The sequence below is a fragment of the Microcoleus sp. PH2017_34_RAT_O_A genome, from assembly GCF_020737885.1.
GTDB lineage: Bacteria > Cyanobacteriota > Cyanobacteriia > Cyanobacteriales > Microcoleaceae > Microcoleus.
The window spans coordinates 15,843-29,937 of record NZ_JAEQDD010000024.1; the positions used below are offsets into that span (position 1 = coordinate 15,843).

The 14,095-nt window shown below is 45.9% G+C and carries 15 protein-coding genes; 3 read left to right on the forward strand and 12 right to left on the reverse strand.

What is annotated here, in order from left to right:
- Positions 1 to 536: 536 nt before the first annotated feature.
- The 4 genes from JGK11_RS11130 to JGK11_RS11145 form a co-directional block, all read right to left on the reverse strand.
- A complete protein-coding gene (locus JGK11_RS11130; protein WP_293177134.1) occupies positions 537 to 1,553 on the reverse strand; it encodes a J domain-containing protein in 1,017 nt (338 codons plus the stop codon).
- Between the two features lie 81 nt (positions 1,554 to 1,634).
- Positions 1,635 to 1,949: a hypothetical protein gene (locus JGK11_RS11135; RefSeq protein WP_293177136.1), complete on the reverse strand. Its 315-nt coding sequence runs from the start codon at positions 1,947 to 1,949 to the stop codon at positions 1,635 to 1,637.
- 373 nt (positions 1,950 to 2,322) lie between these two features.
- Complete coding sequence (locus JGK11_RS11140; RefSeq protein ID WP_293190556.1) at positions 2,323 to 2,625, reverse strand: hypothetical protein; 303 nt, start codon at positions 2,623 to 2,625, stop codon at positions 2,323 to 2,325.
- Between the two features lie 122 nt (positions 2,626 to 2,747).
- Positions 2,748 to 4,037, reverse strand: a complete 1,290-nt coding sequence (locus JGK11_RS11145) for a glucose-1-phosphate adenylyltransferase (protein WP_293177138.1) — start codon at positions 4,035 to 4,037, stop codon at positions 2,748 to 2,750.
- A 499-nt stretch (positions 4,038 to 4,536) separates the two neighbouring features.
- On the opposite strand from JGK11_RS11145, the gene JGK11_RS11150 reads away from it, so the two are divergent.
- Positions 4,537 to 6,003 carry a glycoside hydrolase family 13 protein gene (locus JGK11_RS11150; protein WP_293177140.1) on the forward strand — a complete coding sequence of 489 codons (1,467 nt, stop codon included), beginning with the start codon at positions 4,537 to 4,539 and terminating at the stop codon, positions 6,001 to 6,003.
- 342 nt (positions 6,004 to 6,345) lie between these two features.
- On the forward strand, positions 6,346 to 6,555 hold the full coding sequence (locus tag JGK11_RS11155; protein ID WP_293177142.1) for a hypothetical protein: 210 nt from the start codon (positions 6,346 to 6,348) through the stop codon (positions 6,553 to 6,555).
- Between the two features lie 17 nt (positions 6,556 to 6,572).
- On the opposite strand, the gene JGK11_RS11160 is transcribed toward JGK11_RS11155, so the two are convergent.
- A complete protein-coding gene (locus tag JGK11_RS11160; protein ID WP_293177144.1) occupies positions 6,573 to 6,998 on the reverse strand; it encodes a DUF2358 domain-containing protein in 426 nt (141 codons plus the stop codon).
- A 174-nt stretch (positions 6,999 to 7,172) separates the two neighbouring features.
- Here JGK11_RS11160 and JGK11_RS11165 point away from each other — a divergent pair, with 174 nt between their 5' ends.
- The gene (locus JGK11_RS11165) at positions 7,173 to 7,610 is read left to right on the forward strand and encodes a hypothetical protein (RefSeq protein WP_293177146.1); all 438 of its coding nucleotides are present in this window, start codon (positions 7,173 to 7,175) and stop codon (positions 7,608 to 7,610) included.
- A 109-nt stretch (positions 7,611 to 7,719) separates the two neighbouring features.
- Here JGK11_RS11165 and JGK11_RS11170 read toward each other — a convergent pair whose 3' ends face one another.
- The 7 genes from JGK11_RS11170 to gor form a co-directional block, all read right to left on the reverse strand.
- Positions 7,720 to 8,937, reverse strand: coding sequence for a histidinol-phosphate transaminase (locus tag JGK11_RS11170; protein WP_293177148.1), 1,218 nt, complete (start codon positions 8,935 to 8,937; stop codon positions 7,720 to 7,722).
- Positions 8,938 to 9,097: 160 nt separating this feature from the next.
- Positions 9,098 to 9,805: an ROK family protein gene (locus tag JGK11_RS11175; protein WP_293177150.1), complete on the reverse strand. Its 708-nt coding sequence runs from the start codon at positions 9,803 to 9,805 to the stop codon at positions 9,098 to 9,100.
- 163 nt (positions 9,806 to 9,968) lie between these two features.
- The gene (locus tag JGK11_RS11180) at positions 9,969 to 10,658 is read right to left on the reverse strand and encodes a YqiA/YcfP family alpha/beta fold hydrolase (protein ID WP_293177152.1); all 690 of its coding nucleotides are present in this window, start codon (positions 10,656 to 10,658) and stop codon (positions 9,969 to 9,971) included.
- A 116-nt stretch (positions 10,659 to 10,774) separates the two neighbouring features.
- Complete coding sequence (locus tag JGK11_RS11185) at positions 10,775 to 11,239, reverse strand: Spy/CpxP family protein refolding chaperone (protein WP_293190554.1); 465 nt, start codon at positions 11,237 to 11,239, stop codon at positions 10,775 to 10,777.
- Between the two features lie 48 nt (positions 11,240 to 11,287).
- The gene (locus JGK11_RS11190; protein ID WP_293177156.1) at positions 11,288 to 11,719 is read right to left on the reverse strand and encodes a hypothetical protein; all 432 of its coding nucleotides are present in this window, start codon (positions 11,717 to 11,719) and stop codon (positions 11,288 to 11,290) included.
- A complete protein-coding gene (locus JGK11_RS11195) occupies positions 11,716 to 12,324 on the reverse strand; it encodes a sigma-70 family RNA polymerase sigma factor (protein ID WP_293211669.1) in 609 nt (202 codons plus the stop codon). The genes JGK11_RS11190 and JGK11_RS11195 overlap by 4 nt, the downstream gene beginning before the upstream one ends.
- Positions 12,325 to 12,564: 240 nt before the next feature.
- Positions 12,565 to 13,908, reverse strand: a complete 1,344-nt coding sequence (gene gor, locus JGK11_RS11200; RefSeq protein WP_293211672.1) for a glutathione-disulfide reductase — start codon at positions 13,906 to 13,908, stop codon at positions 12,565 to 12,567.
- Between the last annotated feature and the right edge of the window lie 187 nt (positions 13,909 to 14,095).

Here is a 14,095-nt window from a genome sequence, read left to right on the forward strand (position 1 = left end):
GTCTGATTTTAATTTCTGCCTCAAAGGCGGGCGGGTTTTCAACCAATTCTTTCTGGTAAGTGAGCGGGTGTGGCTCCATCCTTCAATCTCTGGCATTTCAACTACAATCTAATAGCAACCCACCTTAGGAATGAGAATTAAATAACTTACAATTTTTATTGTTCTTGTGGGATGGGCGTCCCGCCCGTCCTATCTGGACGGGCGGGACGCCCATCCCACAAATAGGTGTAAATTATTTAATTCCCGATCCTTACACATTGGGTGGACTAAACAGCCCGGACGTTCATTCCGCCCAACAATTTTCTTGTCGCCAGCTTTTTTTAAAGGTATAATATAAAGTTAGGTGTAAGCTAGGTGTCACGAGTCAATTCGTAGAGTGCGCCGCCATTCTTAAATCTCTGGCATTTCACCTACAATCTAATAGCGACGCACCTTACCGATTGGGTGAACTAAACAAACCCAACATTTTTTTGTAGCAACCTTTTTTCTAAACGGTATTAGCCGATCGCACCAGTAGTTGCTTTTGATATTGAAGATTAAAGCCCCATCTGGTTTAAAGTGCTGCGGGGATTAAAAGTGCGATTAGCCTTGATTTTTTCGTAGCATTCGCGTTCTACAGCGGTTAGTTCTTTCGGTGGGACGATCGCAACTTTGACCAACAAATCCGTGCGTTCGTCTTTCTTCGGTTTCGGCCATCCCTTCCCCCGCAACCGCAAAGACTGACCGGATCGCATTCCCGCCGGAAATTTTACAGTTATCATACCTTCAGGCGCCGGCAGTTCAATAGAAGCTCCCAAAACCGCTTCATCGGGAGTTATCGGCACTTCGCAGATCAAATTCTCTCCCTCAAACTGAAAGAAAGCGTGAGGTAAAACTTCTAACTTCAGGTACAAATCTCCCTGCTGCTTCGTGTACGGGTCAATTTGACCTTTGCCTTTCACTCGAATTTTGCTGCCGGTTTTCACTCCCGCAGGAATCGAAACCTCACCAGTAGCAACTCGCTTGGAAGTTCCCCGAAATGCTTCCCCCAGAGTCAGCGAAATTGTCACCTCAGTGTCGCGAGTACCTCCGGCGCTGCGGTTCTCGTAGCCAGCGAAATCTTCAAATCCGCCAAAACCAGTAGGCCCGCCGGTGCCGGTGCGCTGGCTGCTGTAATTCCACTTGCTGCTGCGGCTGCTACTACTACCTCCACTGCTAGCTGCGCGCCCCAGCAAGGCATTAATAAATTCGTCAAAACTGCCGTACTGGCTGAAGTCAACGCCACCAAAGTCTACATTCGTAGCGCCCCCGCCCGGCCATCCGCTGGGAGTTGCCGCCGCTTGCTTCCAGTATTGGCCGTATTGGTCGTATTTTTTGCGTTTTTCTGGATCTGAAAGCACTTCGTAAGCTTCGTTTACTTCTTTAAAACGAGCTTCGGCTTCTTTGTTCCCCGGATTCATATCCGGGTGATATTTCCGGGCTAGTTTGCGAAAAGTTTTTTTTATTTCATCAGCGCTGGCGGTTTTGTTGAGTCCCAAAATAGCGTAATAGTCTTTAAAATCTGTTGCAGCCATTAAGTAATCCTCTCTTTATTAGTTATTAGTTGTTAGTTGTTAGTTGTTAGTTGTTAGTTGTTAGAAAGAATAAATCCCAAATTAGCAGGATGGCGAGTTATAGCAACCACGCCTGACGGTGAGGACGTTCTCGCGTTGCACCTCTTCCTTCTTCCTTCTTCCTTCTTCCTTCTTCCTTCTTCCTTCTTCCTTCTTCAAATTATAGGTTATCAAAGTTTTGGACTCGATCGAGTTCGGTTGTTGCTTGCGGGACATCGCAATTTCCGCACCCCGCTGCTGTTGGAGATTTTGAGGAGTGCTACGTCTTCGCGATTTTGGTGTGGCTGCGATAGCTGAGGCGAACCCGGGAAAGCTGCTGCGGTTGTGGGCGCGATCGCCCGTTGGGTTGACTGCCACTGACGATCGATCTTTTTTTTACGGTGCGCCGTGCGATGGCTACGCCCCGGCTTACGCCTACGAACTTTTCTTTCTTTAGCTTTTCGCTCAATGCAAATCCTAGCAGGTTCTCATCAGCAACTCCCGTTCAATCTGCCGCCTTAATTTTGAGAATATTTTACCATAAAGCGTACATTAATTCAACAACCCTTCTGTATATTTTTTTCTTACCCTACTGGTGCTATACTTTTTTATTTTAACAGCACATCTATAGCTTTAAGTCACAAAATATACCAGAATCTATCTGCTGTCTGTTAACTAGAACACACACTTTGAAAAAAATTAAGATAAAATGGTAGCTCAATAACTTGTTAACGTTACGAGGGTGATAACATCATGAATTATTTGCTAAGTTGGCCTTGCGGCTGCTGCGACGATTGGAAAGATAGTTCCGAAAGTTGTGTGATGCTAAGAAACGGGCAGCGCATTTGTCAGTCGTGCTACGATCGCAAATACAAGAATCAGAAGCAATCCGCCAGACGCAGGCGATCGAACATACGCGTATCACCGCAGACCGTAACAGAGACTGTTCCTTATTAATGCGCCTGAGTTTGAATGAAGCCAAATATTTCGACAGCCTTGCACCAACAGTTGCAATTAATAATGAAGTAAAAAAAATATTTTCTTCATCAGTCATCAGTCATCGGTCATTGGTTATCTGTCACTAATTTATTTATTTATCATCAGTCACTGGCTGGCAGATAACAGATTTTAACTTAAAAAACTAATGACTGACGACTAATGACTAATGACTAATAACTAAATGATAGTTCCATCAGGAATCGTGGCGTTTTTCAGAACTACGACAATGCCGCTGCGAATGTAAAAACCTTGGCTCTCGCGGTTGGCTTCTTCCACTCGGTCTTTATTAATGATTTGAACGTTCCGGCCGATGCGGGCATTTTTGTCCACAATCGCGCGGCGAATTGTAGTATCTGCACCGATACCGAGGGCGACACCACCGTGGTCTAAACTCGAATGCCGTTCCGCGTCGGGTTCGTAGAAGTCAGCACCCATAAGCAGGCTATCTTGAATCGTACATCCAGCTTCAATGCGCGCTCGAACTCCCAACACAGAATGGTCAATGCGGCACTGTTTGAGAATGCAGCCTTCAGCAATAATTGATTCCGTCACGTGAGTATCTAAAAGCTTAGTCGGCGGCAAGAAACGCGGGCGAGTATAAATCGGCGCATTTTCATCGTAGAAACTGAAAGGAGGCTTAGGCTGTTTTGTCAGCGCCAAGTTAGCATCATAAAAAGCCTCAATCGTTCCGATATCTTCCCAATAATCGTCAAACAAATAAGCTTGAACGTTGTGGTCTTTTGAAGAATTCGGAATAATCTCTTTACCAAAATCAGTTTGGTTGGGAGATTCTTTCAGGAGTTTAATCAGAACTTCTTTTTTGAAGACGTAAATCCCCATCGAAGCAATGTAAGGACTTTCCTGAGCCTGCTGCGCTGTCAGTCCCAGTTTAGTAGTATCCACCTGCATTTGTTTGAGCGCATCGCCTTTTGGCTTTTCGCTGAAAGAAATAATGCGGCCGTTGTCGTCGATTTTCATCAAACCAAAATCTGAGGCCCGCTTCTCGTCCATCGGCAAAACGGAGAGGGTGATATCGGCATTGGTTTCGCGGTGTCTATCCACAAACTTTTGGTAGTCCATGCGGTAGAGGTGGTCGCCTGACAGAATCAAGTATTCGTCAACGTCCCACTGTTCTAGCAGCGAAAGATATTGGCGAACTGCATCCGCTGTCCCTTGAAACCAGTTGGGGTTTTCCTGAGTTTGCTGGGCGGCGAGTACCTCGACAAATCCCTCGGTGAAGCCAGAAAACTGGTAAGTGCGAGAGATGTGCCGGTTGAGGGATGCCGAGTTGAATTGGGTGAGGACGTAAATTTTGACTATTTGCGAGTTGATGCAGTTGCTCACAGGAATATCGATGAGGCGATATTTACCTGCGAGGGGAACTGCGGGTTTGGCTCGCAGTTTGGTTAGGGGGTAAAGGCGGGTGCCGACACCGCCACCGAGGATGATGGCTAAGACTTTTTTCAAGGAACTTTCTCCCTAGGATCTATGAACTCTCCAAGTCCAGTGTCGGATGGTGAGGGCTTCTTGACAAGGGGGGGAGCGAGGAAGTTTTGAGTTAGGAGTTCAGTCGCTGGCGCTGAAACCGGGTTGTTTAATCCAAATACTTCGTTCAAACCCTCAACAAAACTTAAAAAACGAGGTTTATGAGAGTTGGAGTGCGTCCGGGACTGGTGTTATGAGTTTTGAGTTGTGAGTTAAAATACTCATCGATCAATCATGGATATTTAAAAAAGTTGGCAGTTTTGAGTTGAAATACCTATCAATAAATAAGGGCTGTTTAATGAAAGAATCAGGTTAGGGCTAGAATCAGTTGTCAATTTTGTGAGATAGACTGCAAATTTGTGTGATATTTTGCGATCGGTCGATCGACAAAACTCGATCGAGCGTCTATTCTCTACCAAAAGCTAGATCTCCTAGAAACATCTGCTAATGTAGCCTAAGCCGTAAAAGACAGGAAAATTGTATGCAAATCCAAACGCCGGACTGGGTTAAACACGCGGTATTCTACCAAATATTCCCCGATCGCTTCGCTAAAAGCAAACAGCCGCGCAAACGCCTGCTGCAAAACTTCATCTGGGAAGAATGGCACGAAATCCCCACCCTCCAAGGCTACAAAGGCGGCGACTTGTGGGGCGTGATGGAACAGCTAGACTACCTGCAAGACTTAGGCATTAACGCAATTTATTTCACCCCGATATTTCAGTCGGCCTGCAATCACCGCTACCACACCCACGACTACTATCAAGTCGATCCGATGTTGGGTGGCAATCCAGCGTTTAAAGAGCTTCTAGACGCTGCCCACGCTCGCAACATCAAAATCGTCCTCGACGGCGTATTCAACCACGCCAGCCGCGGCTTTTTCTTCTTTCACGATATCCTCGAAAACGGCCCCCATTCTCCTTGGGTAGATTGGTTTAAAATAGAAGGCTGGCCGCTATCTGCCTACGACGGTAATTTTCCTGCTAATTACGCAGGTTGGGATGGCAATCGAGCCTTGCCGGAATTCAATCACGACAATCCAGAAGTGCGAGAATACATCATGGAAATTGCCGAATACTGGATTAAATTCGGCATTGATGGCTGGCGGCTAGATGTTCCTTTTGAAATTAAAACTCCCGGATTTTGGCAAGAATTTCGAGAGCGAGTCAAAGCAATTAATCCCGAAGCTTACATTGTCGGCGAAGTTTGGGAAGATGCGAGAGAATGGCTAGACGGCAGTCAATTTGACGGAGTGATGAATTATCTGTTTGCGGCGCCGACTATTGCTTTTGCAGCGGGCGACCGAGTAGATTTAGCTCAAATTGAAGGTCGTTCTTACCATCCATATCCGCCGCTGTTTGCTCAAGAGTACGGCGACAAAATCCAGCACGTTTTGGAACTGTACCCGTGGCCGATACAGCTAACTCAACTTAATTTGTTGGCGAGTCACGATACAGCCCGGTTGATCTCAATTGCTGGAGGCGATAAAGCTAGCGTAGAACTAGCTAATTTGCTGCTGTTAACTTTTCCTGGAGCTCCCAGCATTTACTACGGCGATGAAGTTGGTTTACCGGGTGCCCTCGATCCCGATTCTCGCCGCGGTTTTCCCTTAGAAGCTCACTGGGAACTTGAGGTTTTAGATTACCACAAGCAGTTGATAGCTTTGCGGCACAAATACGCTGCCCTCCGCACCGGAGACTACCAAATTATATTTGCTGAGGGAACGGTTTACGTTTTTGCCCGAATTTTGGGGGATGAGGAAATAGTTGTTGCTGTCAATGTAGCGACTGAAGAGGCAAATGTTAGTTTTGAAGCAGCTACTTTGAAATCTCCTCACGAGAAATTGCTGTTTGGTAAAGGTGAGTTTGTTTGGAAAGGTGAAGGGGAAACTCGGCAGTTAGAATTGATGCTGCCGGCGCGATCGGGCTTGATTTTAGGTTCGGATAATTAGTTTAAAATGTCCGCTAAGGTGCAAGGCGCGGATTGCTTTGTTAAGATAGGTTTGTAGTGAGGACTTTAGTCCGCAATCAGAGGACTTTAGTCCCCATTATACCTCTTGCAAAAGTCATTTTAATCAAATTTTGGAACGGGCAAGATGCCCGTTCCACAAGCAAAAATGGTAGCTGTTCAGGAGGGGGTACGAAGTTGATGGGTTTGAGGTGCCATCAGACCTGAAAAATTGAAGAAATAGGTCTAAACTACCTGGTTGAAATGGCTGGAATCCGCACGATCTCGTTACCCCTCTGAACAGTTACCACGGTGCAAGGAATTTTTTGGTTTTAAAACTGGGGACATGGTACAAGCAACTTTGCCCGCAGGAAAATTTGCGGGTACTCATAGAGGCAGGCTGATTGTCAGAGCGAGTGGAGTTTTTGAAATGATGTGTGCCACAGGAAAAGTCAGTCCAGTTCGTTACAAATACTGTAGGGCAATACACCGCAATGATGGCTATATGTATGCGTTTTCCGCTATTGAGAGAGTGAATTGGCAATTAGAGGCGTAGCGATCGACCTTTTTGGCTTATCTTGGGGTGACATCCTCGCCTTTGCCCAAAAACTGCTGGAGAATCTCTCCGGGATCTCTGTCCCAGGTATCGATATGTTGGTAAATTAAGCCCTCTGGATCCAGCTTGTATGTAGAATAGCCGTTGAAGAAGATCCGAGCTTTCCAGGGTACGCGCAGTATCCCGCGAACAGTCCAAGTTGCCACAATAGTATCAGGGGCTGTCTGACTTACGTCGTGCAGGTCGAAGTAAATCTCGGTGAAAAATAGCTGCCCGTGAAATCGCAGAGTCCAAAAGATAATGCGATAGTTGATTTTTCCTTTAAATTTGTTAACAGGGTCTTGAAAAAAAACATCTTTTGTGTAGATGTCGTAGGAAATGTCTTTCTCAAAAAGCGTCGGGAGATCTGCTTTGAGGATATCTACTATTTGTTTGGCTTGCATTTGATATTATTTGAGAGCGCTGGAGCTACCACCTTGTGACAGTATTATCTGTAAGTTCAAATGGATAATCTCGATCGACAACAAGAGCATCCAAAACTTGATAAATCTAATTATATTGTCCGATCCCGCCTTTGGGCCGATCGGGACTTGTGACATCGAAACCTTGGCACAGATTTGACTGAACACCCCCACTCATCTGACATTCTCGCAGAAATCAACGGCGGCAAGCTGTTGATGGTAGATAGCCGTCGCCGAAACGGTCTAATTTTGATTAAAGGCTTCCATGCGGAGTTTGCCGGGCCTGGTGCTGCCGTTGGAGGTGCTTTTGATGCTGACTCGCAGCAGGCGATTCCTGTGGGGGATTTTTGTTTTGTTTGCCCTCTATCTCCCGCAGAAAGACAGAAAGCTTTCGGAATTAGGCGGCATTGGGTGCGGTTAACGGAACAGTTAACGGCAAAGTCTGTAGCTGCGGAACGCGCACAAATGATTTTAACTCAGTTTGAACAATATTTTGATTTGGAAACGGTGGCACAAATTCCCGATCGAGCTTTGGCACTTTTAGTAGGCGTATTTCCCCAAACCATTCGCGCGGCGCGACAGATTGATAATTAAAAATTACATATATCCTGTCCGGCAAAATAATCCCGATAAGTTCGATCGTTCGGACTTCAGTTCTCTCTCGTTTCCTGAGGACTGAAGTCCGAACGATCGAACCAATTTGTTAATAAGTCAAAATCGCAGCGAGGCGATCGCAAGTTCGCACATTTTCGTCGGGAGTACCCACGGTAATTCGCAAACCTCCGCCTGTGTGGCGAATTAAAGTACCTTGAGCTTTTAGCTGCTGCATGATTTGTTGGTGTTTTTGTTCTGCCGATTCGCCCTCAGCAGCTTTCACCCGCAGGTAAAGGAAGTTAGCTGCACTCGGCCAAACTTGCAGTTTTTGATGCTGAGTTAGCGCTGCAATTAATTTGGCTCTTTCTGAGATAGTTTCAGGAATTACTGCTAGCAATAACTGCCGCTGGGCGAGGGCAAACTCTGCTGCTGTTTGCGAGAAACTGGGAAGGTTGTAGGGGAGGCGGATTTTTTCTAAGGTGGCTGTGAGTTCGGGATGGGCGATCGCATATCCGACTCTCATTGACGCTAGGCGAAATGCTTTGGAAAATGTTCGCAAAATTATCCAATTCGGATGTTGGTGCAATCTGTCGGCTAAGGTATTTTGGCTGAATTCAAAATAGGCTTCGTCAATTACTACTAAGATATTTTCGGGCAAACTTGACAGCCATTCTATTTCATTGATTGTTAAAGCATTGGCTGTGGGGGAGTTGGGATGGACGACAAAGACGATGCGGACGGGGGGATTTTGATTTTGGTCTATCGCCCTTTTAGCTGCATTGATGTCGATCGCAAAGTTATCTTCTCGGCGCCGGGCACTGACAACGGGAATCCCCAGGGTGGTGGCGGTAATTCCGTACATGGAAAAGGTGGGATTGGCGACGAAAATTGAGCCTGCGCCGCCCAAGCAAGTAGCGATTAAGAGCGATCGAATTAGTTCGTCGGAACCGTTGCCGACTGAAATATTGTCGGCTGTAATAGCTGTTTTTGGCTCTGGAACCCCCCCTAGCCCCCCCTTGTTAAGGGGGGGGACGTTTAGGAGATCCCCCTTAACAAGGGGGGGGATATTTAACCCTTCGTTGACGTATTGGGCGATCGCTTCTTTGAGTGCTGCGTGCCCTCCGTCGGGATAGCGATTTGTCTCAATTAACTGCTGGTAAGTCCAAGCTAGCTTTTGTTTTAATTCCTCTGGCAAATCATAAGGGCATTCGTTGGTGTCTAGGCGATCGAGTACAATTTCCGAGTGCGCTGATTCTCCTGAAGCGCCGCCCGGATGGGGAGTGTAGGCGGTAAGTTCGGCTAAGTCTTTGCGGATAAAGGGAAGCATGGTATGATTTTTGGTCTGAGATTGTAGATTTTATAATTACGATTTGGTTGGTCACTATTAGGATAATTAGTCATTAGTTTATGATGTCTAGCGTATAAATCCTTGATTGTCATCAATAACTAATAAGCTAATGACTAATGACCAATGACTAATGACTATTTTAATCGCGCCACAAAGCAATTCCGCCCAACAAACCGCTGACATTCGGTACTATTTTAACTTGTGGCGGTAAATCAAAAGCAATTTTTTTGGTATTGCCGCCGCCGATGTAAAGGCGATCGCAATTAAAGAGATTTTGCAGGAAGACGAGGGCTCTTTCCAGACGGCGGTTCCATCTTTTGGGGCCGACTGTATCTAAGGCGGCTCGCCCTAATTGCTGTTCGTAAGTTTCCCCTTTGCGAAACGGGTGATGTCCTAATTCTAGATTGGGTACCAAGATACCATCGACAAACAAACCAGAACCGAAACCGGTGCCGAGAGTAATTACTAATTCTACTCCCGTTCCAGCAATTGATCCCAATCCTTGAATGTCAGCATCGTTAGCCACTCGCACAGGTTTTCCCAATCGATCTTTGAGAGTAGTTGCTAGGTCAAAATCGATCCAAGATGGATCTAAATTGACTGCGGTTTTGATAATACCGCGGGACACGACGCCGGGAAAACCGACGGATACTCGGTCAAATTCGCCTTGTCCGCTGGCCAAAGAGGCTATGGTTTCCAGTATCGGTTCCGGCTTCGGCGGTTGAGGCGTTTCTAAACGGCTGCGTTCCGTTTGGGGTTCACCTTCAGCGTCCAAAACCATAACTTTGATGCCACTTCCGCCAATGTCAACGGCTAAGGTGCGAGTCGATTTATCTTGTTCAGTCATTTGATTTTTGAAACTAGCAAGTTGGTGAGTAGACTTGAGATTTTAGACTTGAGATTTTAGATTTACTCCACACAGGAATCTTGGAGTTTAAACGTTGTCTAAAATTTTTGTTTTTCACGACTTAAGTCGGAGGATTGTATCCATTTTTGGGGATTGTCAAATTTTAATTTTTGAATTTGCAAAAGTTTTGCATCGCTTCCCAAATTTCCGCTAGGACATTTCCCAAAGAATGATCGTCCTCTAGTTCGATTAATTTCACCCAGGGACGATGCTCTGAAAAACTTCTGCTAGCTTGAATCGGTACGATCGTATCATGCTTGCCGTGCAGAATTAACGTCGGGACTGAGCGCATTAATTTTTCTTCAGGGTATTGAGCCATATCAGTCACAAATTCATAATTCAACGGCAAATAGCGCTGTTCGCCGTAGTGGTAAACTGGCAAATATTTCTCAGACTGCCACTTTTCTAACTGTTGCTGTCCCAACTGTGGCAGCCAATGAGAGAGAAATTGAAAAGCCGGTGCTAACAAAACTATTTGTTTTATTGATAATTGTCGCTGGGCCAGCCAAGCCGCTGTCAGCCCGCCAAAACTAGACCCAATGATGGTAACTTCCCCTAAATTTTTTACATTTTCTACAGATTCGGAGGATTGGGCTTGCAGAAATTCTGTTTCTATTTGGTCTAATTGGCGCGTGAGAGTGAGGCGCGAAAAATCCTTGTGATTGAGATCGGGAGTTTTGAGGTCAATTCCTAGGGAATAAAAGCGATCGCGGAAATATTTAGCCTTAGTTGAATCTGGACTTGACGCAAATCCGTGTAAATAAATGTAACTAGAATCGTTTTGTAGATTCATCCAGAAAATTTGATGAGATTTACCAACTAATTATTTTAACTTAAATTATCGAACTGGCGAGTGCACACCCGACAAGTTTATTTTTTAGTAGGGTGTGCAGTCGGTAGCGGTGTAGATTATTGGGATTTTTGGCTGTTTTGTTTCCGGGTTTTAGCAGCTTCCCTGCGCTGCTGCATCATTTGCGAGAACTGGCTGCGCTGTTCGGGTGTCAGCACTTCTCGCATGGCTAATGTACTTTCAAATTGTACCTCTTCTAACTGCTGCCTCAATCCCATGATTTGGCGGTGTTTGTCGCGCATTTGGCCGACATTTGCCGTCGTACCCGACATCATTGTTTCCAATTCTTGTCTGGCTTGGCGGATTGCTTGCATTCGCTGAGAAACTTGGTCTTTGTAGCGATCGCGAACAGCCTGCATTTTCTGCTTTTGATCGGCGCTTAAATTTAGTTTGTCAAACAGCCCGTTCTCTTTGCCACCAGCTCGATTGGGACGCTGGTTTTGGGCAATTGTTTCCGGTTGAGCGGGGCTGGGAGCGGCGGTTGCAGCGGCTGTAGTACCGAGGGTTAACATTAAAACTGCCATAGCCGAAAATTGGCGCATTGACATGAAAAATTACCTCTTTAAGATTAGTTAATTTGTTGGCGGTTCGGTGTCAGCAGTAACAGGGAAATCAAATAAATCTGTTTGTGGGCGATCGCTCATAGTTGCCGTGCGGGAATCGTTCAATACACCCTCCCAATTATTGACCAGAAATGCTTCCAAGTGAGCCGCTTCATCCGCCTGTAATTGTGCGGTAACTAGGACGCGATAGCCCGAAGCAAAAACTAGCAGGCCAGCGAAGATTGCAGCCGGAAAACCCCACTTGGGAAAACCGAGGAATTTTGAGCTTTTACTAGACTCTGTAAATCGCAAATAGCCGAGACCATTTAGCTCTCTCGCCCTGTCATTCCTATCTATTGCTGCTAAAACTCTTTGCTCAAGATCGGGGGTAGCATCCGGAACTTTTGGGCTATTTTGCTTCAAGAAATTCACTAATCTTTTGTCGCTATTTTCATCGTTCACAGTTCGTCTACCCCCTGTTTTTGCAAAAATTGTCGCATGGCATTTCGGGCATAAAACACGCGAGATTTAACAGTTCCCGCTGGCATTCCCAGGATTTGGGCTACTTCTTTTTGCGGGATGTCTTCTAAGTCGTGCAGCACCAAAACAGTGCGGTGTTCAAAGCTCAATTGCTCCAGTCCTCGCTGCACTAAATCTTGATAGTGCAACTGCATCAAGTCTGATGTGTTATTATTGGGAATAACGCGATCCATTGTTTCTTGATTTTTGAGTTGGGAGTCAAAAGAATGCTGTTTGGCAAATGCTTTTCTTTGGTCGGATGCCACGTTCCAAGTGATGCGATACAACCAAGTTGAAAAGTTTTCCTGTTGTTTGAGTTTGGGTAATCCTTTCCAGACTCGCAGAAATACTTCTTGGGTTAAGTCGTCTAGAAGTGATGAACCGCAGAGTTGGTAAAGGGTTGACCTGACTTTTTGTTGGTAGCGCCCGTAAAGGTGACGAAAGCAAGTGCGATCGCCCTTTAAGCATTTATCAACTAAGTCGGAGTCGGAACAATCATCGATTAAAACATTGGCTGGCACACCTAACACCTGTGAAGTATCCCTCACCTGTTCGTTATCTGAGGGGTTTAGACAGGACAAGTTCAAAAAAGGTTCAATTTGTTTAAAATATTATTTTGAGCATGAATCCGCTTAGAAGGTCAGTAACAGGCAAGATGCCTGTGCCACAAAATTAACAGGCAAGATGCCTGTGCCACAAAAAACAGGCAAGATGCCTGTGCCACAACAGATAAACTCTCTTGTGGAACGGGCATCTTGCCCGTTTTTCATAATTATGAAATACCCTATTTATCGCAGAGTCACAAACTCTTCAGCAGTCGAGGGGTGAATACCGATCGTCGAATCGAAATCTTTCTTGGTAGCTCCCATATTAACGGCGATCGCCATTCCTTGAATAATCTCGCCCGCGTCTTTCCCAACCATGTGCACGCCCAAAACTTTGTCAGTATTAGTTTCAACAACTAACTTGACAAAAGTCTTTTCATCTGCACCTGTCAAAGCGTGAAACATCGGCCGAAACTTGGCTGTGTAGCACTTAATTGAGTCGGGAAATTTAGCTTTGGCTTGTTCTTCAGTTAAGCCGACTGTAGCAGCTTCCGGCTGGGAAAATACCGCTGATGCGACATTTTCGTGACTGATTGCTCTCGGATTGTTGCCAAATTCCGTATCTGCAAAAGCGCGTCCTTCGGCGATCGCAATTGGCGTTAGATTAATCCGGTTGGTGCAATCTCCGACAGCAAAAATGTGCGGTTGATTGGTGCGGCTGTCTTTGGTAACTGCGATCGCACCTTTCTCGGTTTCAACTCCGGCATTCTCCAAAGCCAGTTTTTCCAAATTGGGCGATCGTCCGGTAGCGCACAAAACTGCGTCTACTGTCAAGGTTTCTTCAGATTTTCCCCACAATTTTAACTTTAAGCCTTCAGGAGTTTTCTCTATCCATTCGATCGAGCTTCCTGTGACGAAATTGATGCCGTGTTTAACCATTCCTTCTTGGACGTTGGCGCGAAGTTCTTCGTCAAAGTAGTGCAAAATGCGATCGCGCCGGATGATTTGAGTTACTTCACTTCCCAAGCCATTCATGATGCAAGCAAATTCAACGCCGATGTAGCCGCCGCCCAAAATTGCCAACCGTTTCGGCTGCTCTTTTAACAAGAAGATTTCGCGGGAAGTGATCGCGTGTTCGATGCCAGGAATATCGATTCTGTGAGCTTCGCCGCCGACAGCAATTAAGATTTTAGCAGCGGTGTATTTTTTGTCACCAACTTCGACAGTGTGGGGGTCGATAAATTTGGCATATCCTGAGATTAATTCAACTCCGGCTTTTTCGAGGAAGCTGATGTGGAGTTTGCTGAGTCGTCGCACTTCTGTGTCTACAGTGGTGACGAGTTTTTCCCAGTTGAAGCTGGTTTCTACAGGGCTCCAACCGTAGCCGATCGCATCTTCGTACAGGTGCGAAAATGTTGAAGCGTACACCATGAGTTTTTTGGGTACACAGCCGCGAATGACGCAGGTGCCGCCTACTAAGTCATTTTCGGCGATCGCCACCTTTGCCCCGTAGGATGCAGCCCGCTTAGAACTCGCCAATCCGCCAGAGCCTGCACCTATCACAAACAAGTCGTAATCGTATGTCATAATTGTCGCTAGTTTATTATCTCAATTTTACCAATTTTACGCTAGTCCGGCAGGGGTTTGAACCCAGGGCTGTGGGTGTAACGACAAGTTGAACTCCGTCGAAGGGCTCAGGATAAACTCCGCCGAAGAGTCGAAATGAGCGTAGTCGAAATGTCCAAGTCTAAAATTTTCAGCCACGCTATAATAT